This window comes from Marinimicrobium sp. C6131, assembly GCF_026153455.1.
Classification (GTDB): domain Bacteria; phylum Pseudomonadota; class Gammaproteobacteria; order Pseudomonadales; family Cellvibrionaceae; genus Marinimicrobium.
This window is the reverse complement of the sequence record NZ_CP110629.1, coordinates 894311-919536: the sequence shown is the minus strand read 5'-3', so window position 1 is coordinate 919536 and position 25226 is coordinate 894311. Positions and strand designations below refer to the sequence as shown.

Below are 25226 nucleotides of genomic sequence, written 5' to 3'. Positions count from 1 at the left end.
GCCCCACAATAGAAAAAAGGGCACCCTTGTGAGGCGCCCTTTTTCGTTTTTACAGTCTGATTGCAGCCCGTTAAGCCTGCTCACTGAAAAGGTGCACCGGCTCATCGACACTCAAGTTTCGTGCCAGTTCAAGAAAGATTTCGTCCGGGATCTGACGAATCACTTCCTCGGTTTGCCGGTCGAGCACTTTGACAATGGTTTCCCCGGAGTCCCGGTCAATACTGAAGCGCAGATCACGCTGGGTTGCCTGGATGTATTCATTCATCTGGGCGACCGCGTCGCGGACATTGTCCGCCATCTGTGTCTGCCGCTCACTCTGCTTCTCAGCATAAGAGCGTTTGGCCGGTTCCAACGAAACAGAGGGCGGCAATGACTTGCCTCCCTCTTTTGCCGCTTGACGGGTTGTATCAGGTGAAGCTTGCCGACCGCCTTTCGCTCCGTAGAGCTCTTGGCGGGCATTGTTGTTTAACGTCGTCACTTCACTCATGGTACATCCCTCTCAAGGGTTTCCCCCGGTTACCCGGGGGAGGGCTCAGCTATTACTGCAGCAGCGACAGCACCTGCTGAGGACGGGCGTTGGCCTGGGCCAGCATCGCCTGGGCGGCCTGCTGGAGTACCTGCGCCTTACTCAGGTTGGCGGTTTCCGCCGCGAAGTCCGCATCGGTGATCCGTGAGCGGGCAGCGGAGGTCTTCTCGGCAACGTTGCTCAGGTTGGATACGGTGAAGTCCAGACGGTTGTTGACGGCACCAAGCTCAGCGCGAGTGGCACCTACTTGCTCGATGGCTGAATCTATGACACCAATTGCCTTCTGAGCACCTTCAGAGGTTGAGATATCCACACTGGCCACAGACCCGGTGCCTTGCGATGCGTTACGCTCCTGGAGTCCAACAATGTCCAACACGTCTTGCGCTGTGGCTGAATCTCCATATTTAATGGAGATTTCCTCACCATTGGCAGAACGAAGTGCTATGGTATTCGCCGTGCTACCCTCAAATGCCACGACTCCAGTTTCATTTGAAGACTCGTTAATGACCCGAATGGCTTCATCTACTGTGTCGCCTACAGCGGCACCCGCATCAATCTGACCAATCTCAACCCCATTGATGATCAAGTCACCTTCGGCAAGGCTTTGAGCACCTGTTGGAGTGGTCGATTCGGACGTCACTGCAGCGCCAGTAATGTTTCCGTTGCTATCCTGCAAGTCTATGCCTAGGTCTGCACTTGCAGCATACGTCCCGGCAGCTTCGATGGTTACACCGCGTTTATCTGCGCTGGTATCATTCACAACCAACGAAAAGTTAGTCGAGGCAGAAACACCGGTAAGCCCTGCGTTTGCGACAGCATCACCTGTTCCGGAAAAAGCAATTGACGTCGCTCCCTCTGCGCTCATCACCAACGCACCATCGTCATTCAAAGTGGCAGTAATGGACGTCTCTTCGGTAATTTTAGCGGCTAATTCCTCCATACTGCTGGTTCCACTAATTTCAGTCACCTGAGTGCGCCCATCGCCATCTGTCAAAGTCAGCGTCAGCACATCAGTGCCGGAAACAAGTCGACCAGACCCACCACTCGCCGCTTCTACTTCAACCAAGCTGGAAACTTCTGCACCTTTTCCATCCAAATCGGCATTGATACTCGCCAATGCTTCGTTTAAGGTGCCGCCTGCCGCGTCTGATGCATCGATCAACGTATCATTGATACTAATGGTGTCAGTACCATCCAGGGCAGTAAGATCAGCGATACCATTAGCGGTCGCCTCACCAACGATATCTCCAGAGGTCCCACCCAATGCGCTAGTGCTGAATGCACCAACGGATACCGAAATGGTCTGATCCTGCTCAGAACCCACTTGCAGCAAGGTATTATTCAGACTGCCGTCCAGCAAAGCCTGGCCGTTAAAGGTGGTTTCTTCAGCAATACGGTTCAGCTCCGTCTTGAGCTGCTGAACTTCGGCGTTCAGGGTGCTACGGTCGCTGTCGGAGTAAATGCCGTTGGCAGACTGTACAGCCAGCTCACGCATCCGCTGCAGAATATTGGTACCTTCCTGCAGAGCGCCTTCAGCGGTCTGAATCATGGAAATACCGTCGTTCGCGTTACGCACGGCCTGGTTCAGACCGCGAACCTGGGAGGTCATGCGGTTGGAAATCGCCAGACCCGCGGCGTCGTCTTTGGCGGAGTTGATGCGGTTACCGGACGCCAGACGTTCTGTCGCCTGGTCCAGAGCATTGCCAGACTGCATCAGCTGACGCTGAGTGTTCAGTGAGGCCACATTGGTATTGATTACTAGAGCCATGATGGATCTCCTAAGTTGTTTTGTTCACAGGCTTTACCAGCCGTGGATCATTCGGACAGTGAAGCCCGGAACAGTCGGTCACCAGGTCTTCTGTAAAGGTTATCGACCCATCATGAGGGAGCTTTAGGAGAATTTTGGATTTTTTGCGCCAAACCGGCTTGATTTTCAGTTTTTCTTTAATTTTCAATGGGTTAAGAACGACGCAACCCTCAAGTAGGTCGGATTAGCGAAGCGTAATCCAACAAATAACCCCCAAAATCCACCATTACCACCCAGGTTGTCGGATTGCGCGCTTCGCGCTACCCCGGTCTACGGGCCTGCTCTGCCCTTGCCGTAGGGTGGCATAAGGGGCGCAAGCCCCGTCATCCACCGGTTGGAGGTCGCATCAGAGCTGGGAACGGCGGATGCGCGCCTTGCAGCGCTTATCTGCCCAATTCTTGCTTTAGAGCCTCGCCCATCCACCCATGTCGCTCCATATAGCGTTGACATAAAGCCAAGGATGCCACCCCATTCGACACGGGGTATAAGTTGCTGTTCAGCAACCCCAGGATGGTTAAAGAGCTGCTGGAGGGCTTCGTCAAGCCTGAGTGGATCAACGAGTTGGACTTCGACACCCTGGAGCCGCTCAAAGCCAGCTTCGCCACCGATGACCTGCGCGAGCGACACGATGACAGCATCTGGCGGGCGAAAATGGGGCCGAATTGGGTGTACCTTTACCTACTGATTGAGTTTCAGTCCTCGGATGACTATTTTATGGCCTGTCGGATCATGACCTATGTGGGCCTGCTCTATCAGGACATCATCCGCCATGAGCCCCTGCGCAAAGGCCAGAAACTACCACCGGTACTGCCGATTGTGCTCTATAGCGGTGCCCGCGACTGGACCAGCCCGATTAATGTGGCAGATTTGGTACACCGCCCCCATCCGGGCCTGGCTCGCTTTGTACCGGAGTTGAACTACTGCCTGGTAGAGGAGAGGGATATTCCCGAGCGTTTCAGTGATGCGTACCCCGACAACGTGCTGGGCCATGTGATCGGCTTGGGCTTCAGTCAGAGCACCCATGAGTTGCACCACCGGGTAAAGCAGCTTACCGCCCTACTCAGCGGGCCGGACAGCCGCCCGCTACAGCGCTCGGTCGCTATTTGGCTAAACCGGCTGTTGAGAGTAAGATTTAGAAACGAAGCCATCCCGGAGCTTCAGAACCTGAACGAGGTAGATGCCATGTTGGCGGAAAAGCTGGACGACTGGACTGAACAGTGGAAGCGTGAAGGCTTGGAGAAAGGTCGGCAGGAAGGCCGTCAAGAGGATCGTTTGCAAGGGCAACTCGAAGGCCGACAGCAAGAGGCGGCGGCGATGCTGCTGCGCTTTTAAAGCAAACGGTTTGAGGCGGTTGACGAAGCGACCCGGCAGAAGGTGGAAGCTGCCCCTCTGGAGCAGCTCGAAGCCTGGGGTGATCGGGTGTTGGATGCGGGCTCGCTTGACGACGTATTTTTGTCGCCTGGTGACGGAGGAGTGTAGACGGCACCACATGGAGGCCAGTGTGAATACTGGGTAACGGCGGATGCGTGCCTTGCAGCGCTTATCCGTATATGGTCTCCTCCCCGTTTGCAAGGTCTCAGTGCTCGATGTCAGGGACAGGTTGGCTCCCGTATATCCGGCCTGTTGAACGAGGCGGCTTTGTCGCCTCTGGCCTTGATGGAAGATGCGCGCCTGCCGTCCTCATCGCCCTAACGGCCTTTGGGGCCCTCGGATAAGTCAGGTTTTCGGCAGGCCGGTCTGACCTGTTATGCCATCGATCGCTGTGACCCTCGCAACCTGAGGGAAGGTTTACCTCCGTAACTATCTACGTCGCCTCGTTTGTCTATTCCACTCGCTCCCTGATTAACTTATCCGGCCATTCGCTCCTCGATCGGCCGGTACCGCTCGCCTCGGGCGATGATCACCCAGGCCATGCGGACTAACTTGTTGGCCAGCGCTACGGTGGCTTTGTTGAACCCCCGCTCGGCCTTGATGCGCTGGATCCAGCGGCTGAGCGGGTCGCTTTTCTGGTCCGCTCGTGACACCACCGCCCGAGCTCCGTGGATCACCTGCGCCCGCACATAGGGATCACCCCGTTTGCTGATCCCCAGAAGGACCTCCTTGCCACCGGTGCTGTTCTGTCTCGGTATTACCCCCAGTGCCGCCGAGGCATCCCGCCCCCGGCCGAACTGCTGGCCATCGCCCATCCAGCCTTTGAGCTGGCTGGCTACCACCGGGCCAACACCCGGCAGCGCATCCAGGCGTTGGCAGACCTCATCGGCTTTGGCCTGTCGCTTCACCTCCTGGTCATACCAGGCCAACTCCTCTTCTACCTCCAGGAAGCGCTGATACTGACGGTGCAGCAACTGCCGAGCCCGTGGGCTCAACTCGTTCTCGGCATCCTCCAGCGCCAGGGGCAGTTCCCGGCGCAGGGCCGCTATCCCCTCAGGGATGATGACACCGTACTCGGCGAGCAAGCCTCGCAGCCGGTTGCCCATCCGGGTGCGCTCAGCGATCACGCTGCGGCGCAGCTTGTGCAGCATCTGCTCATCCTGCTGCTCGATACTCTTGATCGCCACCGGGCGGATTCGTCCGTGCTCACAGGCCTCGGCGATCGCCTGGGCATCGTTGTAGTCGTTCTTCTGGCCCCGCAGATACGCCTTCACATGCTGGGCCGGCAGCAGCTTCACTTCGTGCCCCAGTGCCTGTAGCTTGCGCCCCCAGTAATGGGCGCTGGCGCAGGCTTCCATGGCTACCTTGCAAGGGGCCAGCTTTGCCATCTGATTAAGCAGTTGCTTGCGGCGCAATTTGCGCCTCCACCCGCACTGGCCATTCGGGCCCAGTCCGTACACTGCAAACTCATTCTTTGCGAGGTCAATGCCAATCGTTGTAAGCTTTGCCATGGTCTCCTCCCACTCATCTCAGATAGGAACTTATTCCTCCCCTATCTTGGCGCATCGCGACGCCGATTAGGAGGGGAGGAGACCATCTCATCGCCCTACGGATAGAAAGGCAGTTTGCGCAGGGCGAATCGGTCCGAGCGCGCTGGTGGGCTTTTGACCTGGTTCACAAAACCCCGCCTGACCTCTTGCCCCCGCAGATGCCCGGTGATAGTTTTCGCCATCAGGAATCCACACCACAAGGAGCGATTATGGACCACCAAACCCCTACCCCACCCGAAACCCCATTCCTCCAGGAACCTTCAGCATGCTGAAGTCCTTATTGTTGGTCCTTCTGGCCCTTACCTCTGTGGGAGTTTGTGCGATGAGTTTTACCGATATCGGGAAAGTTTGCCTGTTTTCAGAAATGTCAGGGGTGCTGAAGGCCAATGGGGTACCGGCGGCAAACATCCGTCTGGTGCGAACGGCCAAATGGCAATCAGAACACCAGGATGAAACCACGACCGATGCCGACGGCCGTTTTCACTTCCCGGAGATGACCGAGCGAACCGTCGCCAAGTTTCTACCGATGGAGTTTGTGGCTTCGCAGAAAGTCGTCGCCTTTTACGATGACGCTGAAATTCGAATATGGGGTGGCGTAAAACGCACTCCCCAAGCTAATGCAGAGGCCAAAGGCGAAGCACTCAATGTGACCTGTGAGCTAACCGCTGAAGAAAACTATATCGAGGTCAGTGGTGGTCTCATCTACAGCCGCTGTACGTGGGACGTGGAACCTGATCCATCAAAGCGCCATATTTGGGAGAACTTTTAACGTCCACCAACATTAACACCCTGCCTTTAAAAAGGAATTGAAAGATGAGTAAACCCGCAGATGCCCCCCAGGCAGTCGACCTCGCCGAAGCTGTATATCTGTTCTCTGAACTCCCTTCACCGAAGGAGGCGATGCGCGCCTTGAACGCCAGATACGGAGACCTTTTCACGTTCCCCTCCGATGAGCCACTGCTAGCAAAGACCGGCGGTCCAGGCTTTTTGAAATGCAGGACGGCTTTTGGGGTATGCTTGGTCGGTCAGAAAAACCTGAAAGGCCACTCTTTTTTGGTGTTCCGTGGCACCAGCTACTTGGCGGACTGGCTGACCAACGCTAATTTCACCCTCGCTCGCTCCAGCAATAATCAGCCGGTACACGCCGGCTTTAGCGATGCGTTTAAATCCATTCGCCCACAGCTATTGTCGCTAATGCCGAGTATTTCCGGCACCCAGATTCATTGCATTGGCCACAGTCTGGGCGGTGCGATCGCCAGCTTGTGCGCCGAATGGATCGAGTTGGCGTACCATAGAAAACCGTGCCTTTACACCTTCGGAGCGCCACGCGTAGGGTTACACGGCTTCGCCAACACCCTGTCCAACACATTAAGCTCGCCCAATATTTACCGGGTATATCGCCGCTCAGACGTGGTGCCCTATGTCCCAATCTGGCCATTTCTTCACGCACCTTTGCAGGGCCGGACCTATCAACTACCCGCGATCGGGACGATGCCAACCCTTCGCGACCACAGTATTGGCGAGTACGCCACCAGCATTGGCTCAAAAAGCTGGCCGGTTCTGGCTGAGCCGAAAGGGTCAGGCTCGGACCGCGAGATTGAACATTGGTTATTAAGCAACCACCTGGTCAGTTTCAGCATGGATAGCCTGGAGTGGCTCGGTCGAGCACTGGTGTATGTGCTCGAACGCTGCATGACCGGGGCGGCCCGCTTGTTGTCGGCCGCGGGATCAACGCAGTTGACGCTGTTGGACTCCATCGCGGTTATTCTGGACAAAGGCATCAAACTCGCTGACACCGTTTCTCGTTGGGTTCTATACCTGGTACGTAAAATCCTGATGCTGATTGGTCGGCCTGAGGTGGTGGAGAGTGCGGATATTAGCCGGACGTATTTGCGGCATATTTTGATGGAATTGCAGCGGAAGGTAAATGCCTTGGTGCAGCGGGTTTTGGACCAGTCGTTGGTCAATGGGCGAGCGGTTTAGCAAGCATGCGGACCTTCTCCGCACGGTTCCTTGGCCGTAGGGTGACATAAGGGGCGCAGCCCCGTCATCCACCGATTGGACCCGGAACGGTGGATGACAACCTTCGGCCTTATGCCACCCTACGTCGGGGCGGTGGGTTGTGTGGAGTCAGGGTTTGTAGGCCTTGATGGCCTTATCCTGGTGGTTCTGTTGTTTGAGCTGGGCGGCGATGTCCGCCTTGGTGGCTTCGGCCAGTTCGGTGATTTCGTCGTTGAGGGTCTGGATCTCGGCAATCTCCGCCCGCATGCTGTCCGCGAGCCCCGCCTCCGCAACCTCGATCAGAAACTGATTGTCGTTGATGGCATCAATCAACCGTTCACGCTCCGCCGCCTTCTCCTCAAATGCCTGCCACTCATTGGCCCTGGCCAGCTCCAACAACGTCTCAGTAAAAGCGTGGAACTGGCGTAGCGGTTTCAGCGTATCGGTATCACTCATAACAACAGGGTCTCGTGGCCGGGGGTTCCGGCCTGAATCAGGGGTTACAGATAATTGAACAGCGACAGCCCACTGACTTTCGCAAAGGTCTGCTGGGCGGCACTGAGCACCAGACTCTCCATCTGCAGTCGGGTGGAAGCTTCAGCGTAGTCCAGGTCCTGGATATCGGCAAGCACCTCCTCGCTGTGTAGCTTGGTATCTGCCAGCAGATCACGGGTGGACTCCAGGGTGTTGAGCCGGGCCCCCAGGTCCCCCTGAGCAGCCGTCAGGTGGGTCATGCCATTATCGAGGTTGGTCAGGGTCTGACCAATAATGTTACTGAGTTCCGCCTTACTCTCCGGATTACTTTCAACGTTCTTCATTGCCTCACTCAGCCGGGAAAGCGTGGTCAGTAGCCCCTGTTTGTTACTGGAGGTGATCAGAAAGCTGTCGCCGGGCTCGGCCAGCTCGCCATCGGTCGAAGTGGTGCCGTCATTCTGAGTGGCGACCCCGAACACGCTGTCAGTGTTGGCGGTGCCATTGCGCACAGTCAGGTTCTGGCCGCTGGGAACGCTGAGCCCGTTGGCGTCCACGACTACACCCAGATTGGCCAGCCGCTCGGCGTTGCGATCCGCGCCACTGCCCGCCGTTACCTCCGCAGTACTATTCAGGGCGGCAGCCAGATCGGCCGCATTGTTGATCGGCCGATCCAGTACCAGCGTCTCTGACTTGCCTCCCACGGTCAGGGTCACCGTCTCCGGGGCGCCGGTAAAATCGACGGGGGTGACCGCTCCGAAATCGATAGTGCCCGGCGTCGCCGCCTCCCCGGCATAGGGCTGACCGGAGATTCGCACCCGCACGCCGTTGATTTCAATGGCTTCGCCCTGCTCATAGGCGGCATTGGCCACCAACACCCGCCCTTTGTCATCGGTGATGGTGTAGTTGGCGGCGGGAGGGCTCACCGACTCGGGCGCATTGAAGGTGATCTTCATGTCCCGGGGATAAAACTCGTCGTAGGCCTCCTGATCCACGATTTCACCGACATTGATCCGCGCCGGAGGCACCGCCCGGTTGGCCTCGCTCGGGCGGGTGTTCATGGTGTTGTGCCCACTGGGCACATCCACGAACAGCGCCTTGCCCGAGTCACTCACCGGAACGGAGCCCGTCTCGGAAATCTGAATGCGCATCTGCCCTTCATCGCCGTGATAAGAGAAGTTGCCTCCACCATCCTCGGTAAAGGGTTGGGTATCACCCTGATGCCCCGAGAAAATGTATTGGCCCGATGCGTTACGGGTATTCTGAAGATTGATCAGCTCGCCGATCCGACTGTCCACTTCTGCCGCAATGGACTGGTAATCCGTCGGTGTCATGACCCCGGTATTACCGGCACGAACCGCCAGTTCTTTCATGCGCTGCATGAGCGTGACGATAGACTGAATCGCCACCTCTTCCTGCTCCAGACTGTTCTCGGCCGCATTGACGTTTTTCTCGTATTGCTCAATCCGCCCCAACTGCTGATTCAATCTCAGAATGCTGGTGGCCGCGACCGGGTCGTCCGCCGGACTGAGCACCCGCTTGCCGGTACTGATCTGCTCGCTGGTTTTGTTCACGGCCGATTGGGCATCGCGCATACCAATGTCGGCAATACTGTAGATTTGTGAGGTGGACACACGCATGATCAGCGCCTCAATCAGATAGAGTTTAACAGTGTGTCAAACAGGTCCCGGGCGATGGAGATGACCCGGGAGTTGGCGTTGTACGCCTGCTCAAACTTGATCAGGTTGGCGGCCTCTTCATCCAGGTTGACGCCACTGATGCTGTCGCGCATGGACTGGGTCTGCTCCATCAGGCTTTCCGCCGCCTGACTGTTGCTGCGTGCGGAGGCACTCTCGGTACCCACCTGCTCGACCAGACGTCCGTAGGCATCGCTCAGCCCGAGCTTACCGTCGCCCATGACTTTGGCAGTTTCCAGCGCGGCCATGGCCAGGGCGTTACGGTTGTCATTGCTGGAATCGCTGTTGAAGTCCAGGGTAAAGGTATCGCCCGCTTTGGGCTGACCTTTAATGCTGGCCTGGTAACCCAGGAAAGAGGACTGGGCGAAATCCGCCGCTTCGCTGTCACCGAAAAGCTGGCTGTCGGTCGGCGCGGTCTGCAACGCCACGCCGTCGGCCAGCGTCAGATCCACCCGGCCACCCACCGTCACTGTGGACTCGTTGCCCGCCCCCTGCCCCGTCAGTCGGACATTCGGGTTGCCGGTACTGTCATTCACGCTCAATTGATTCTGGGTGGCGTTATCCGCCTGCAGACGGACATCGACATCCACACCGGAGGACGCGACCATGCGCAGCTCCAGCTCACCGGTAATCGGGTTGGCCCCGGCTTCGGCGCGAAAACCCAACGCTTGCAGGTTGGAGTTGGCATTGATCTGTTCGGCCAGATATTCCTGAAACCCATCCGGGTCTGTCTGCGGATTGGGTACCATCGGGGCGAGGTTGCCACCCTGATACTCCAGAAGGTCTTCACCGTTGATGGTGATCTGAAGTGGTGAACTGAAATCCTCGATACTGATATCGGTCAAGGTCGCCTGGGTATAGGCATTCGCGGACACGCCGGGCACCCGACTCAGTTGATCGGCGATATTGGCGGCGGAGGCATTGGGGTTGGTCACCACATTCTGGGTCGTGGTTGCACCGGTGCTCGGGTCGGTCACCCGGAAACGCATCTGCTCCACCGGGTAGCCGTTATTCTGCGCCGGGCCACCCACGGCAACCACCTGAGCGCTGCGTCCATCCGGCAACCCAAGACGGCTCCCCGCCCCTATGACCCGGGTTTCGCCCGGATCGGTCGTAAACAGTGCATTGTCCTGGCCAGGCACAAAACGCTGCTCGCGTATGGGCGGTTCAAGATGTTTAGGATTGGCCGGGTCGGAGTTGTCCAGGATGTCGTAGGTGGTCTCTGAGGTGAAGCGCACGATCACCGGCGGCGACAATTGTCCTTCCGTGGCAAAGGTTGGCAATACCTCGCCATCCAGTCCGAGCTTACTGAGGACCTGCCCCTGACTGATGCTTCCGGAACCCTCATTACCACTGTCCGAGCCGGTACGCACCGGTGAGGCGAAAGCCAGGTCCTCAGGGCGACTGAGCAAGGTTTCAATATAGCGGGCAGCATTCGTTGTCGGCTGGATGGTGAAGCTGTCACCGCCCTGGAACGAGCCTCCCTCGAGCGTGACCGACAGGCCATCAAACGACAGCGTCTCCGGATAACTGCCCGTGAGCATGCCCTGCTGAATCACCTTGTCGTCATTCAGACGGGTGATCACATAATTGTTGGTGTTCTCGAGAATCTGGAAACGATAGTCGCTGGTGGTCAGTTGCCCAATGTCATCTATGGTGACCGACAGGCGACGATCGTCAGGCCCGGCATTATTGCCCGCCACCACCCGATTGCTGATCAGATCGTCCGAGTTGATGTCCTTGAACAGACGCTGGCCGTAATCACCATCGAGGTCCAGCCCCTGTTGTTGCTGTTCATTGAAGGTGTCGGATAACACCAGTGCAATGCGCCCGAGTTCGTTTTTGGCGGTGTGCAAGATGCCATCGCGGAAGTCCACCAAACCACCGAGCTGGCCACCGTTAAGAAGCCCCGTGACATCGTGGGTACGGGTACCCTGGCTGAGTTTGATTTCGCCGGCATTGGTGACCTGAAAGCGGTTTACCGTCGAACCCACGACCAGCGCCTGCCCCTCCCCCATGAACACACTGACATGACCATTGCCCTGGGGCACTACACTGATACCGACCAATTCGGACAGTTTACGCAATGTCTCGTCCCGCTGATCCATCAGGTCATTGGGGTCATTTCCAGCACCGGGAAGTGCTTTGTCAGCAATCGACTGATTCAGGTCCGCCACGTTCTGTGCCAGGTCATTGATCTGCTGGGTGACCGCATCAATTTCCCGAATCACATTGCGCTCGATGTCCGCCAGGCGGTCGTAAAGCGTATTGAAGCGCGTACTCAGACTGTCCGCCTCGGTAATCATCAACTGCCGTGCGGGGGATGAGGACGGATCATCGGCGGCATTCTGGACCGAGGCAAAAAACGCCTTCAGGCCGCCCGCGAGACCCGTGGACTCGTCCGCGAACAACTTGTCGATTTTCTCGAGATTGCTGTTGTATTTGTCGAGGGAATGAAAGTTGGTGGTATCCGTGCGCAGCTGACTGACTACGAACTGATCCACAATGCGTGTGATTGACTGGGTTGTTGCCCCCGTGCCCACATAGCCCGCGTTACCCAGTTGCTGCTCGGGCCGGGTGATATCTTCCGTGCGCTGCCGACTGTAACCATCGGTATTGGCATTGCTGATATTATGGCCCGCCGTGCGCATGGCTGCCTGGCTGACGCGCAGACCGGAGATGGCGGTATTCAGTATTCCGGACATGGTGGCTTACCTATCAGGCATCGTTCGGGTTAGGGGCGTCATTGCGAACCACGGTCATCAGCGGTTCGGTGCGCATCAGGGTCTTCAGTTTTTCCGCGTAGGCGGGGTCGGTCGCATAGCCCGCGTCCTGCAATCCTTCCACGTAGCGCTCCGCATCGTCACCGGCTTTCAGAGCCTCCTGATAGCGCGGATTGTCCTGCAGGAACTGCACGTAGTCGGCAAAACTTTGCTCATAATTGTCATAGCGACGGAAATCCGCCCGCTCCACTTGCGGCAAGCCATGGCGGTATTCAATGGTGGAGACGTTGATGCGATCCCCTTCCCAACGCCCATCCGCTTTGATATTGAACAGGTTGTGACTGTTGGCACCGCTGCCGGTATGAATCACGTGCTGGCCCCAACCGGTTTCCAGCGCCGCCTGGGCGATCAATGCCTGCGGAGCAACACCGAGCTGCCCGGCCGCTTTAACGGCATGAGGGCGAATGCGCTCCACAAACTCACCCGGGCTGTTTGCCAGGGGCGCCTTGCCCCCGGTAACCGGTGCGACAGGCACCGACAGGTTGGATTGGCGTTCCAGACGACTGACGTCCATGGATTCCGCTTTCTGTGGTTTGAGCTTATCACCGTAAGCCCGTTCCATCTGTTGATACAGCATTTCCGCCAAGCCCAGACCGCGACCCTTGGTCAGCTCCAGGGACATCTGCTGGTCGAGCATTTCCTTGTGGAATTTGCTCTCTTCACTGCTGAACAGGCTGTCTTTGCCAAACACTTCGTTGGTCGCGCGCATCTGTTTGAACATCTGATGCACGAACATGGATTCAAACTGGCGAGCGACTTCCCGCAACGCTTCCGGATCGCCGTTGCGACCTTTGGCGCGCAGCGCTTCCATGCCGTCGTTGTTCAGCAGACTGTCCTGTACTTGCTGACGCACATGCGTGTTATCGAGCGGTATCATCAGATCACCATCAATTGGGCTTTGAGTGCGCCGGACTGTTTGAGCGCTTCCAGAATGGCCATCAGGTCACCGGGAGACGCACCGACGTTATTCACCGAGCGGACAATATCTTCCAGCGTATTGCCCGGCGCGAACTTGAACATCGGGTTGGTTTCTTCGGTGATTTCCACATCACTGCCCGGCAACACGACCGTATCGCCCTCGCCCAGTGGGTTGGGTTGAACGGCGGTATAGTCTTCCGAAATGGAAACGGTCAGGTTACCGTGAGTAACCGCCACCGGGGAGACGCGCACATGTTGGCCCACCACGATGGTGCCAGTGCGGGAATTGATCACGACCTTGGCCGCTTCCTCGCCGGGCTCTACCTCGATGTTTTCCAGCAGGGAAATGAAATCCACCCGATGGGACGGATCCTGGGGCGCGCTGACCGCGACCGATACCGCATCCTGGGCACGCGCCACATCCGGCCCCAGCATTTCGTTGATGCTCTGGGCAACCCGGTTGGCGGTAGTAAAATCCGCACGGTTCAGGTTGAGTACCACCGGCTGCCCGGAGCTGAAATTGTTTTTGACTTCCTGCTCCACGGTGGCGCCACCGGGGATGCGACCGACGCTGGGGACGTTGACGGTGATCCGGGAACCGTCCCGGCCTTCGGCGCCAAAACCGCCCACCACCAGGTTGCCTTGCGCCAGTGCGTAGACCTGGCCGTCCGGCCCTTTCAGGGAGGTCATCAACAGACTGCCGCCGCGCAGGCTGGTGGCATTACTGATGGAGGAGACCGTTACATCGATGGTCTGGCCGGGTTTGGCAAACGCGGGCAACTCCGCCTGAATCATGACGGCCGCCACGTTTTTGGTCTGCACACGCGTGCCCGGCGGGACGGTAATACCGAACTGCTGCAGCATGTTGTTAAATGACTGAATGGTAAACGGCGACTGGTTGGTCTGATCCCCCGTGCCATCCAGACCGACGACCAGGCCATATCCCACCAATTGATTGGAGCGAACGCCGGCGACCGTGGCGATGTCTTTGATTCGCTCGGCCTGAGCCAGGGTGCTGGTCAGTACCAGCAGGGCCGCGATCAGAATACGATGGATCATGGAAAATCCTCTCACAGGGTCAGCCTCGCTCAGAATGGCCAGTAACCGCTATTAAAAAACCGGGACAACCAGCCCATGGACTGGGAGTCCGCCAGGGTGCCGGTGCCGCTGTAGGAAATCTGGGCATTGGCCAGCCGGGTGGATGGCACTGTGTTATCCGGCGATACATCGTCTGGCCGAACGATGCCACTGATGCGAATAAATTCATCACCGCGGTTGATGGTAATCCACTTTTCTCCGCGTACCACCAACGCCCCGTTGGGCAAAACCTCCGCCACAGTGACGGTGATATTGCCTTCCAGGCTGTTGCTCTGGTCGGCACCCGCATCGCCACTGAACGCACGGTTCTGACTCAGATTGGTATCAAGCGTATTGCCACGAAAGCTCGGGTTGGTCCCCAACAAGGGACCCGCATTGAAGTCCAGTTCGCTTTCCTTGTCCACCGAGACGCCGGAGCTTTTACTCGACACCGTGCGCTCGGCCAGGGTGACGGTGATGATGTCACCCACGTTCAACGCTTTGCGATCGGTATAGAGTGCCATGCCGTAATTACCCTGATACAGCGAGCCTTCGGTGCGCTGGGGCACACTGGACGCCGTGGGAATCGTGGCCGCGTAATACGGATCGCCGGGCACCGGCCGCTCGTAGGTAATACACGCCGACACGCTCACTACCAGCAGGAGCAATGCAACGCGGGCGATCAGTTTCTGGCAGCAGCGGATCAGGGCGACGGGAGTCATGGCGAAGGCCTCGTTACAACGTCTGGTTAATGTACTGAAGCATCTGGTCCGCGCTGGAGACCACTTTGGAGTTCAGCTCATAAGCGCGCTGGGTGGAAATCATGTCCACCATTTCCTGGACGATGTCCACGTTGGAACTCTCCAGCATGCCCTGCTTGAGCGACCCCATGCCCTCTTCCGACGGCGCGCCGATAACCGGGTTACCACTGGCGACGGTCTCGACATAGAGGTTGCCACCGATGGCTTCCAGACCGGAGGGGTTGATGAAATCCGCCAACTGAATCTGACCGATTTCCTGAGGCTGCGGGTCGTCCGCGAAATGCGCGGAGACGATGCCGTCTTCACTGATATTGATCTGGCTGGTGTTCTCCGGGATCACAATGCCCGGCTCAATCAACAGGCCGCTGTTGGTCACCAGCTCGCCTTCCCCATTGATCTGGAACTGACCGTTGCGGGTGTACGCCAGATTACCATCGGGCTGGAGCACCTGGATAAAGCCTCGGCCATTGATGGCTACATCCAGCGCCTGGTCGGTGACTTCCAGACTGCCGGGAGTGAATTCTTTCTGCGTCGCGACCACGCGTACACCGGTACCCAACTGCAAACCGGAGGGCAACTCGTTGTTCTGGTTCGCCAGGCCGCCGGGCTGACGCTGGGTCTGATACAACAGGTCTTCAAACACGGCACGGTCGCGCTTGAAACCCACCGTGCCCACGTTGGACAGGTTGTTGGAGATGGTGGTCAGTTGTTTATCCTGAGCACTCAAACCGGTTTTGCTGACGTACAGTGCTGCGTGCATGGTGTGTTCTCTCTGTCGGGTATCTGCTTCAGTGCTTGCCGCCTTGCGGCAAGGTTTTTCCGCCCTGGGCCATAAAACCGGCCCGCGACGTTACGCTATTAACCGTTTTGCAATAGCCGTGCCGAGGTTTCCGAATTCTGCTTGACGGTCTGCATCAACTTCAGTTGCATTTCATACTGACGGGACAGGCTGAGGATCTGGGTAAACTCGTTGACGGCATTGACGTTGCTGCCTTCCAGAAAGCCGGTGGCGACACTGACCTGCGCATCCGCCGGTGCGGGCACTCCGCCATCGAGGCGGAACAGGCCATCTTCACCCTTGGAGACCTCGGCGAGATCCGGATTGACCAGCTTGATGCGGTCGATTTCCACCATGGCTTCGGGCCCCAGACCCTGCGCGACAATCGACAGTGTCCCATCGGTGCCGATTTCCAGCTTTTCCAGCGGGGGCAAAGCGATCGGCCCATCGTTGCCGATAACCGCCAGGCCACTGCCGTTGCGCAGAATACCCAACGGATCAATGTGCAGGCCGCCGGCACGGGTATAGGCCTCGGTGCCGTCCGGTGCCTGGACCGCAATAAAACCATCGCCCTGTATGGCGATATCGTGGTCCCTCCCGGTGGCGTTCATGGGCCCCGGCTGGAAGTTGGTGGCGGGCCGCTCGGTCAGTGCGTACGCCCGGGTGGGGTGACCATCGCCGTAATACACCGGCATGCTGCGGGCCTGAGCGAAATCCGCGCGAAAACCGGTGGTGTTCAGGTTGGCCATGTTGTTGGAGTGATTGGTCTGCGCCAGCATATTGTGCTTGGCACCGGTCATGGCGATGTAGAGCGCTTTATCCATGGTGTATCCCCCGATGGGTGCGAAAAAATTGTCGCTTTTTGGGCCGTTGGGGGATGGATTGCAAGATGGGTGCCAGAGTGGCAAAAATCGCGGAGGGGGTTGTGTGGTGATTGGGGGTTGGTGGATGCGGGACGTGGGGTAACGGCGGATGCGCCTTCGGCTTATCCGCCGTTACCCCACTTTCATTAAGCCCGCTTATCGCAGGTTAATGATGGTCTGAGTCACCTGATTGGCGGTCTCGATGGTCTTCGAGCTCGCCTGGAAGTTACGTTGGGCAATGATCAGGTTCACCAACTGGGTGGACAGATCCACATTGGATTCTTCCAAAGCACCTGAATTGATAATGCCCAACTGGGCAGAGCCCGGAGCGCCAACCACGGGTTCACCGGAATCCGCCGTCTGCACCCAGGACGTATCCCCTACCGGTTTCAACCCTTCAATATTGTTGAAGTTGGCGAGTGCCACCTGGCCCAACACCTGCGCCTCACCATTGGTGAACCGGGCAAAAATAATCCCGTCATCGGCGATATCGACCCCGGACAGTCGACCGGTGGTGTAACCATTCTGATCCTGCCGCTCAACACCGAAGTTCGAGCCAAACTGGGTGGTACCATCCAGGCTGATTTCAAAGTTGGAGCTGCTGGGGGGTTCGGTAACAGGCAACTGACCGCCCTGCAGGACATTCAACGGTCCCAGGGCGCCGGCTGCCGAACCGTCGTCATTGTTGGGCGTCCAGTTGGAAATCAACATGGGATCGGTCAGGTCTTCGTTCAGTGAGCCGTCGCTGTTAAAGTGAACGTTAAACGATGCCATGGTGGGCTGAGTGTTTTCCGGTACCGGCAGAGTCGGATCCGGATCCCCCACATTCTGACCGTCCACCTGAACGTACATCATCCAATGATTCGGCGAGGTGGACGGGTCATTGGTGTCATAGGGCTGACGCACAAAATACTGCTCGAGAGTATGCGGATTACCCAGGCTGTCGTACACCGTGGACGTGGTGGAGTGATTGAAGGTACCCTGATCAGCCGGATCAAAAGCGTTGATCGCGACTTCCGAGAAACTGTCATCAGTCAGAGGCGAAAACAGATTGCCCACGCTCGGCTCCGCCGACAGCAGGCTGTACCCCTCCTCCATCTGAATGGTCAGGCTACCGCCCACTACCACGTCCTCTGTATTGGTATTGACTGTCTGAATGCCGGTACCCGTCCGACCAATCACATCCAGCGTACCCGGGGGCTGACTGCCGCCAAAACCGAAGCGCAGGTCAGCACCCACTCGGGATGTAATCTCCAGATCGCCGGTGCTGTTTACCTCGGCGCGAATACCCGCCAACTGGGACGTCCCCAAACCGTTGATTTCATTAGCCAGACCATCCAGTGTTGTGGATGTCAATGTCACGCCATTCAAAGTAAAGTTATTGTTACTATTGTCAAAGCTTCCGGCGATGATCCGCGCGTTGGTTTGAGCCGAAGCGGTAATACCCGCCAGAGCGTTCATCTCCGAGGCGGTCTGGGCTGCAGATGCGTCCCGCTCACTGGTAAAGTTGAAAACATCACCGTCGGGCCCTTCAAACTCAAGCGTCTGAGCCAGGTAGCCGTTGGTGACTTCGGCAATACCCGCTACACTGGCTGGCGCGCCGGCCAGCGCCGTTGACAGGTCATTGGTCCCGGTGACACCACTCACTGTGATGGTGGAACTGACTCCCTCGGTCAGATCCTGAAACAGTAACTGACTACCGTTTGCCACCGCCTGCACGTTAATCGGCGAGGGTGCGCCAAAAATTTCACTGTTAATCAGGTTGGCGATATCCTGCACGGAATTGGCCGTAGAGGCATCGAGCGTAATGTTGACTGTGCCGTTACCGGACGAAGGAGACGACCCCGTCAGCTCGAGCTGAAAGGTGGTTGGATCGGCCGCAAAGTTAATCGGCGTGGTGATGTTGCCCACATCCGTGGTGGTCGATGTCGCCTCCTGCAAACCCTGCTGGGCAATACCGATTACCGCGCCGTCCGTTGTAAACTCGGTTCCAATCGACTCCAGTACCGGCTGATTCGAATCAAGGTTAAACCGCGCTTCACTCAGCGTCGTTTGCCGTGGTGGCTGAACACTGACATCCACCTGCAAGTCTGACAAGGTGCCGTTGATGTTGCCATCTTCATCGGCCGCAAAGCCCTGCAACCGGGCACCCACGTTGGACACCATGAATCCATCATCGTCCAGGCCGAACGCGCCGGCACGGGTATACTGGCGGTCGCCACCGTTGCTGGTCACGAAAAAGCCGGTGCCGTTAATCGCCAGATCCAGAGAGTTATCGGTAAAGTTCCGATTCCCCTGACTGAACTGCTGGCGAATATTCTGAAGGCTGACACCACTGCCCGGAGTGTTGGCCGTCGAGCCAAGAATACTGCCCGCATAGATGTCACCAAACTCCACCCGGGACGACTTGAAGCCCGTCGTACTGGCGTTGGCAATGTTATTACCGGTCACGTCCAGATCGGAACTGGCGGCGCGAATGCCACTGAGCGCAATGTTAAACGGCATGATTGTATCCTCGTCTTGACGCAGTGGAGCGATTAATTGAATTGTTTGACGTCGCCGATATTGACGGCACCGATTCCGGCGAGATTCAGAGTCAGCTGACCATCATCCCCCAGGGTTACGCTGTTCACATTGGCGCTGAGCGCGGTTTCAAGCTGCTCGCGATCACCGTTCTGGTTAGCCAGCATTTCAAATCGGTAATCTCCCGCCGGCAAGGGTTCCTCACTGCCGACCCAGTCGAGCAGCTCGCCATTGACCTCCATATTCTGACCATCCCACCGGAAAGCCAACTCTCCTTCCGGTTGTGCCCCCAAGGGAATTTTGGAAACCAGCGATCCGGCTTCGTTATAGACGTTAAGCTGTACATCGCTGGCGGACGACTCCAGATTGACCGCACCGCTGACGATGCCACCCTCAAACAGCTGTGTTGTCTCGGAGGGCACCGTGACCTGACGGCCGACCAGGGACGACGCCTGCAGTGCCTGGTTGGACTGAAAGGTTCCACTGAAATCTTCAAAGTTGCTGTTCAGTCGCTCCAACCCCTCAACCGAACTGAATTGGGCCAGTTGGGCAATAAATTCGGTATTATCCTGCGGTGACAGCGGGTCCTGATTGTTCATCTGGGTGATCATCAGTTCCAGAAAGGCCGACTGCCCCAGCTCATTGCTCTTTTCCTCATCCTTGTTCTTGTTGGCAATGTTCAGATTGCTCAGGATGCTGTTGGCGGCGTTATCGTTGTTGACCTGGTTCATGGTTCGGTACCTTCAGTCAGTCCTTATTGGCCGAGGGTCAGCGCACGCTGAACCATCTGTTTGGCGGAGTTCATTACTTCCACGTTCATCTGAAACGAACGGGAGGCGGAGATCATGTTGGTCATTTCTTCCACGGGATTGACGTTCGGGTAAAACACATAGCCCTCTTCGTCGGCCTGTGGGTGATCGGGCTCATAGCGGCGCTGCAACGGCGCATCGCTTTCCACAATCCCCATCACCTGGACGCCGCGGCCGGCGGATTCCTCGGCCCACTGGTCACCGCCCTGCATTCTCAGCTGTGCTTCGCGCTGCATTTGCGCAAACACGGGCTGACGGCTGCGGTACACCTGGTCCACGCTGGAACTGGCGGTCTGGGCGTTGGCCAGGTTGCTGGCGGTGGTGTTCATGCGCACGGTCTGCGCGTTCATGCCGGAACCGGCGACATCAAAAATATTGACCAGAGACATACCGTAACTCCCCTACCCGATTACTCGCCGCGCAGCGCGCTGGTGAGCCCTTTGAATTTGCCGTTCAGGAACTGAAAGCTGGCCTGGAAATCCAGGGCATTTTTCATGTATTCCGCGTGTTCGATGTGCTCTTCCACCGTGTTGCCGTCAATGGAAGGCTGTTGGGGCACCCGGTATTTGGCATCCGGGTGGCCGGTTTCTTCAAAGCCACTCAGGTGACCATTGTGGGTCGCCGCGAGATTCACGCCCGAGCGCCCACTGGTCTGCGCCTCCAGCGCCTGCCGGAAATCCAGATCTTTGGCTTTGTAATTGGGGGTATCCACATTGGCCATGTTGTCGGCCAACAGCTCCGCCCGCTGCGCCCGCAGCTTGAACGCGGATTCATGAACGCCCAGGGCAGATTCGAAGGATATGGCCATTGGTTTTACTCCAAAGCGGCAAAGTCATTAACACTTACCTGAAGTAAAGCAATGCCTGTGCCAATGCCATAAATCCGATCAGGGAGTTTTCTAACCTTTTGAAATAAAAGGAATTATGGGGAGCGAATACGGCTTGAATTACTTGTTTTGGACGAGAGGGATCCAAGGGAGAAAAAAAAGCGGTAAGGCCGGAGAGGCAAAGCGGCAAGGGTTTTCCGCTTGAGGAAAGGCCCGGGCCTGGACGGCCCGGGCACCGGTTTTTACACCACGCGCACGGAGATCACGTGCTCGACGGACGAGACGGCCTGCACCACCGCTTCGGTGGGTGCCTGCTCCAGATCAATGATGTTATAGGCGATGTCGCCGCGACTTTTGTTCACCATATCGATGACGTTGATGTCGTGATCAGCCAGAACCGACAGCACATGACCCAACACACCGGACACGTTCTCGTTACTGAAGGTCAGGCGCGACCCCAGATCACCGGTCCGTTCCATACTGACTTCCGGAAAGTTCACCGAGTTACGGATGTTGCCGTGCTCCAGGTAGCCCTTGAGTTGCTCGGCTGCCATTACGGCACAGTTGTCTTCTGCTTCCAGGGTGCTGGCACCGATGTGCGGCATGGCATAAACATCATCCCGGGACAGCAGGCAGGGCTCCGGAAAATCACACACATACTGCCGCAGCCGCTTGGCATCAAGGCTACGTACAATCGCTTCCGGTTCGACAATCGCGTCCCGTGCAAAGTTGAGCAGCACCGCGCCCTGCTTCACGGATTTGAGCGATTCATCATTGATCAGATGCCTGGTAGCCTCAATAGCCGGTACATGCAGACTGATGAAATCCGAGCGGCTCAGTAGCGACTGCAGGTTGTCTGCCCGCCCCACCTGACTGGGCAGGCGCCAGGCGGCCTCAACCGAGAGTGCCGGGTCGTACCCGATCACGTTCATACCCAGAGCCAGAGCGGTTTCAGCCACCAGAGAGCCAATGGCACCCAGGCCCACAACCCCCAGAGTTTTGCCCATCAGCTCGGAGCCGGCGAAGTTGGACTTCTGTTTTTCCAGCAATTTGCTCATTTCGTCGGCATCGTTCATGTCGGTCAGCGTCTGAACGTAGTTCATGCCCGGAATAATGCCGCGCGATGCCAGCAGCATACCCGCCAGCACCAGCTCTTTTACCGCATTGGCATTGGCGCCGGGGGTATTGAATACCACCACACCTTTTTTGGTGTACTCCGCCACCGGCACATTATTCACGCCCGCGCCCGCGCGAGCCACCGCACAAACACTCGTCGGCAGTGACTCATCGTGCAGCTTGTGACTGCGCAGAATGTAAGCATCCGGCTCATTGATGTCGCTGGCGACTTCGTAATGGTCGCGACCGAAGCGGTTCAGGCCGTTGACGGATATCTTGTTGTACGTCTTGATTTTGAACATAGGTCTTCCTGTCTGGTCGTTTTGACGTATCTGTCGAAGTTTCGTCCTCAGGCGGTCTGTTCGTAGGCCCAGGTCAACCAGGGCAGCAGCGCTTCAATATCCGCAGTCTCTACGGTGGCTCCACACCAGATACGCAGGCCCGGAGGCGCGTCGCGGTAGGCGCCGATGTCGTAGGCCACCCCTTCCTGATCCAGCAGCTTGACCATGGCTTTGACCCGCTCCGGTTCGGCGTCGAGGGTAAAGCACACGCTGGTGTTGGAGACGGTACCCGGCTCCTTGGCCAGGAATTCAATCCAGTCGTTCTGTTCAACGAACGTGGACAGTACTTCAAGGTTGGCCTCCGAGCGACGAATCGCTTCGCTCACGCCACCGATGCGGTCGATCCAGTCGAGCGCGTCCAGGTAGTCCGCGACACAGAGCATGGAAGGCGTATTGATGGTTTCGCCGCGGAAAATCCCCTCGATCAGCTTGCCATCCTTGGTCATGCGGAAAATCTTCGGCAGCGGCCAGTCCGGCGTGTAGCTTTCCAGACGCTCTACGGCACGCGGACCCAGAATCAGCATACCGTGGGCGCCCTCGCCCCCCAACACCTTCTGCCAGCTGAAGGTAACCACATCAAGCTTTTCCCACGGCAGCTCCATGGCGAACACGGCGGAGGTCGCATCACAGATGGTCAGCCCCTTGCGGTCATCGGCAATCCAGTCGCCATTGGGTACCTTCACTCCAGAAGTGGTACCGTTCCAGGTAAAGATGACGTCGTGATCAAAATTGACCTTGGTCAGATCCGGCAGGTAGCCGTAGTCGGCTTCCAGCGGGGTGACATCCTTCAGTTTCAATTGCTTGGTAATGTCGGTCAGCCAACCTTTACCAAAAGACTCCCACTGCATGACGTCCACCGGACGCTGTCCGAGCATCGACCACATGGCCATTTCAACGGCACCCGTATCCGAGGCCGGCACCACACCCACCCGGTAGCCTTCCGGCAATCCCAGCAGGCGCGCGGTGTCTTCGCAGGCGCGCTTGAGCGCCGCCTTGCCCAGCCCGGAACGATGGGAACGGCCCAGGGTGGAAACGTCCAACTGACTGACGTCGTATCCCGGGCGCTTGCTGCAGGGACCGGAAGAAAAGTTGGGATTGCGGGGCTTGACCTGTGGTTGCATGGGATTCCTCGAACAGTTGACGGTTCTACTCTATAGGCCCGATGTCAGTAGCCGGTGAACGTTAGGCCGATCACCCAAACTCAGGCGCAAAACGCGGAATTGCCCGGACAGGCGAGAACCTGGCGGGAGTGTCCTGGATCAGAAAGCCGCCGATTATGCCAGTTAATGAGTCAAACCACTAGATGACGCGGTGGGAAGAAAGGTTGAGGAAGAAATTGCAGACAAAAAAAAGCCCTTTACAGATGTAAAGGGCAAGAGGGAGACCTCGATGCATCAACCAGACATCGAGGGTGAGAGATCGTGGTGATTGACCAGGAGCGGCATGTTTGCCCTCTTCGGCGCCTCACCGGTCGAGACCACCCTGCCTCGACCACAAATTCTGTATTTACTTTACTGAGGGCTGACAGCGCTGTCAACACCCTACTTCAACAAAACCTTAAACTCACAATCCTTTTGCCAGTAATCGCTGAAAAAGTAGGATAAATTTTGGCATGTAACCGTTTACAGCCTGTTTCTCCTACCCTGCTTATCTTGTAAGGCTGATTATGCCTGCCTTACGGCGATCATCGCTAACTTTCCTGTCCGCGTTTTGAGTGACAATACCACATTTTTTAAAAAAACAAAATGTTACCGGTTACAGCGCAAATACCCGCTATACTCGGATTACGGGACGGCTCGCTCAAGCATCAATTCGCGAGCACAAACAGGTCAGAAATCCATCATCATGTATATTTTAACGCCACATTTGTGGGGTGATATGCCAGAATTATTGACAGCGCTGTCAACCGCTCGTAGACTCACTCCACTTTTCAGTCGGGCAACCGATTATCCAAGAACAGCGACTGCCTGCCCCCAACAGCGACAGGCTAGCAGGAACGGCACACAACGGGGACCACTATGAGCTTTATTCTGGTTGCGGATATTGGCGGTACCAACGCCCGCTTCGGTCTGGTTGAGATTGCCGGCGCCTGCGCAACGCCGCCCGACTTTACCGCCAGGCATCAACACAGCCTGCGCTGTGCCGACTATCCCAGCCTGGATAAAATGGTTCACGCCTATGCCGAAGTGGCCGGCGTCACCCTGCCGGATTTCGCCTGCTTTGCCATTGCCGGCCCCATTCATAATGGCCGGGTGCGCATGACCAACCTGGACTGGGAGTTCGGGATTGACGAGCTGCGCGATCTGCTGGGCATGCGCGCCCTGGACGTTATCAACGATTTTGCCGCCCTCGCCTACGCCACCCCTCACCTCAAGGGCGACATGCTCAAGCCACTGGTCACCGGCGAGACTGATGCAAATGCTCCCATGTTGATTCTGGGTCCCGGCACCGGCTTCGGCATGGCGGCACTGGTACCCTGCGGCGATCGTTGGAAAATTGTCCCCACCGAGGGCGGACACACCAACTTCGCCCCGGGCAATGAGCGTGAAATTGCCATTCTCCAGAATCTGCTGAAAAAGCAGGACCACGTGTCGGTGGAAACCCTGATTTGCGGCAAAGGCCTGGTCCGTATCTATCAGGCCCTGGCCGAGATCGACGGTGTAACCGTACAGAATTACGAACCGGCCGACGTGGCCAACAAAGGTCAAAGCGGTGAAGACCCCCTGTGCCGCGAAGCGCTGGAGCTGTTCTGCGCCATGTTGGGCAGCGCGATAGGCGATCGTGCACTGTGCCTGGGCGCTCAGGGTGGCGTCTATATTGGCGGCGGGATTGCGCCCAAACTGGCAGAATTCATTGATGGCTCCGACCTGGTCAAGCGTTACCAGCACAAAGGGCCGATGAGCGGTTACGTTGGCCGGATTCCGCTCAACATCATCATGCACGACAAGTCAGCGCTGATCGGCACAGCGGCCTGGCTGGTGGACACGACGCCCGAACTGAAAGCCTGA

20 protein-coding genes and 1 pseudogene are annotated in these 25226 nt (G+C 57.3%); 4 read left to right on the top strand and 17 right to left on the bottom strand.

Annotation, left to right across the window (positions count from 1 at the left end; genetic code table 11):
• Nucleotides 1–70: 70 nt before the first annotated feature.
• Both OOT55_RS03910 and OOT55_RS03905 read right to left on the bottom strand, forming a co-directional pair.
• Complete coding sequence (locus tag OOT55_RS03910) at nt 71–487, bottom strand: flagellar protein FlaG (protein WP_265367844.1); 417 nt, start codon at nt 485–487, stop codon at nt 71–73.
• Nucleotides 488–539: 52 nt separating this feature from the next.
• On the bottom strand, nt 540–2294 hold the full coding sequence (locus tag OOT55_RS03905; protein ID WP_265367843.1) for a flagellin: 1755 nt from the start codon (nt 2292–2294) through the stop codon (nt 540–542).
• Between the two features lie 516 nt (nt 2295–2810).
• On the opposite strand from OOT55_RS03905, the pseudogene OOT55_RS03900 reads away from it, so the two are divergent.
• A pseudogene (locus OOT55_RS03900) lies at nt 2811–3665 on the top strand (Rpn family recombination-promoting nuclease/putative transposase); the annotation flags it as partial.
• A gap of 515 nt (nt 3666–4180) precedes the next feature.
• Here OOT55_RS03900 and OOT55_RS03895 read toward each other — a convergent pair.
• On the bottom strand, nt 4181–5215 hold the full coding sequence (locus tag OOT55_RS03895) for an IS110 family transposase (RefSeq protein WP_265365857.1): 1035 nt from the start codon (nt 5213–5215) through the stop codon (nt 4181–4183).
• A gap of 304 nt (nt 5216–5519) precedes the next feature.
• Between OOT55_RS03895 and OOT55_RS03890 the strand changes: the two genes are divergently transcribed.
• Together OOT55_RS03890 and OOT55_RS03885 are read left to right on the top strand one after the other, a co-directional pair.
• Nucleotides 5520–6023, top strand: coding sequence for a DUF6795 domain-containing protein (locus tag OOT55_RS03890; protein ID WP_265367842.1), 504 nt, complete (start codon nt 5520–5522; stop codon nt 6021–6023).
• Nucleotides 6024–6067: 44 nt separating this feature from the next.
• On the top strand, nt 6068–7237 hold the full coding sequence (locus OOT55_RS03885; protein WP_265367841.1) for a lipase family protein: 1170 nt from the start codon (nt 6068–6070) through the stop codon (nt 7235–7237).
• 147 nt (nt 7238–7384) lie between these two features.
• Here OOT55_RS03885 and OOT55_RS03880 read toward each other — a convergent pair whose 3' ends face one another.
• The 14 genes from OOT55_RS03880 to OOT55_RS03815 form a co-directional block, all read right to left on the bottom strand.
• Complete coding sequence (locus tag OOT55_RS03880; RefSeq protein ID WP_265367840.1) at nt 7385–7711, bottom strand: flagellar protein FliT; 327 nt, start codon at nt 7709–7711, stop codon at nt 7385–7387.
• Between the two features lie 44 nt (nt 7712–7755).
• Nucleotides 7756–9366: a flagellar hook-associated protein FlgL gene (gene flgL / locus OOT55_RS03875; protein WP_265367839.1), complete on the bottom strand. Its 1611-nt coding sequence runs from the start codon at nt 9364–9366 to the stop codon at nt 7756–7758.
• 14 nt (nt 9367–9380) lie between these two features.
• Entirely contained in the window at nt 9381–12128 is a 2748-nt protein-coding gene (flgK, locus tag OOT55_RS03870) for a flagellar hook-associated protein FlgK (RefSeq protein WP_265367838.1), read from the bottom strand.
• A 13-nt stretch (nt 12129–12141) separates the two neighbouring features.
• Nucleotides 12142–13083, bottom strand: coding sequence for a flagellar assembly peptidoglycan hydrolase FlgJ (gene flgJ, locus OOT55_RS03865; protein WP_265367837.1), 942 nt, complete (start codon nt 13081–13083; stop codon nt 12142–12144).
• A complete protein-coding gene (locus OOT55_RS03860; protein WP_265367836.1) occupies nt 13083–14183 on the bottom strand; it encodes a flagellar basal body P-ring protein FlgI in 1101 nt (366 codons plus the stop codon). Before OOT55_RS03860 ends, flgJ begins: the two co-directional genes overlap by 1 nt.
• 29 nt (nt 14184–14212) lie before the next feature.
• Nucleotides 14213–14923: a flagellar basal body L-ring protein FlgH gene (gene flgH, locus OOT55_RS03855; RefSeq protein WP_265367835.1), complete on the bottom strand. Its 711-nt coding sequence runs from the start codon at nt 14921–14923 to the stop codon at nt 14213–14215.
• A 13-nt stretch (nt 14924–14936) separates the two neighbouring features.
• Nucleotides 14937–15722 (bottom strand): flagellar basal-body rod protein FlgG, encoded by a 786-nt coding sequence (gene flgG, locus OOT55_RS03850; protein WP_265367834.1) that lies wholly within the window; start codon nt 15720–15722, stop codon nt 14937–14939.
• A gap of 98 nt (nt 15723–15820) precedes the next feature.
• Complete coding sequence (locus OOT55_RS03845; protein WP_265367833.1) at nt 15821–16564, bottom strand: flagellar basal body rod protein FlgF; 744 nt, start codon at nt 16562–16564, stop codon at nt 15821–15823.
• Between the two features lie 195 nt (nt 16565–16759).
• Nucleotides 16760–19108: a flagellar hook-basal body complex protein gene (locus OOT55_RS03840; protein ID WP_265367832.1), complete on the bottom strand. Its 2349-nt coding sequence runs from the start codon at nt 19106–19108 to the stop codon at nt 16760–16762.
• 32 nt (nt 19109–19140) lie between these two features.
• Nucleotides 19141–19857, bottom strand: a complete 717-nt coding sequence (locus tag OOT55_RS03835; protein WP_265367831.1) for a flagellar hook assembly protein FlgD — start codon at nt 19855–19857, stop codon at nt 19141–19143.
• Nucleotides 19858–19880: 23 nt separating this feature from the next.
• A complete protein-coding gene (flgC, locus tag OOT55_RS03830) occupies nt 19881–20324 on the bottom strand; it encodes a flagellar basal body rod protein FlgC (RefSeq protein WP_265367830.1) in 444 nt (147 codons plus the stop codon).
• Nucleotides 20325–20344: 20 nt separating this feature from the next.
• Nucleotides 20345–20743, bottom strand: a complete 399-nt coding sequence (gene flgB / locus OOT55_RS03825) for a flagellar basal body rod protein FlgB (RefSeq protein WP_265367829.1) — start codon at nt 20741–20743, stop codon at nt 20345–20347.
• Between the two features lie 260 nt (nt 20744–21003).
• The gene (locus OOT55_RS03820; RefSeq protein WP_265367828.1) at nt 21004–22179 is read right to left on the bottom strand and encodes a phosphoglycerate dehydrogenase; all 1176 of its coding nucleotides are present in this window, start codon (nt 22177–22179) and stop codon (nt 21004–21006) included.
• 47 nt (nt 22180–22226) lie between these two features.
• Nucleotides 22227–23339, bottom strand: coding sequence for a phosphoserine transaminase (locus OOT55_RS03815; RefSeq protein WP_265367827.1), 1113 nt, complete (start codon nt 23337–23339; stop codon nt 22227–22229).
• Between the two features lie 897 nt (nt 23340–24236).
• Between OOT55_RS03815 and glk the strand changes: the two genes are divergently transcribed.
• The gene (gene glk / locus OOT55_RS03810) at nt 24237–25226 is read left to right on the top strand and encodes a glucokinase (RefSeq protein WP_265367826.1); all 990 of its coding nucleotides are present in this window, start codon (nt 24237–24239) and stop codon (nt 25224–25226) included.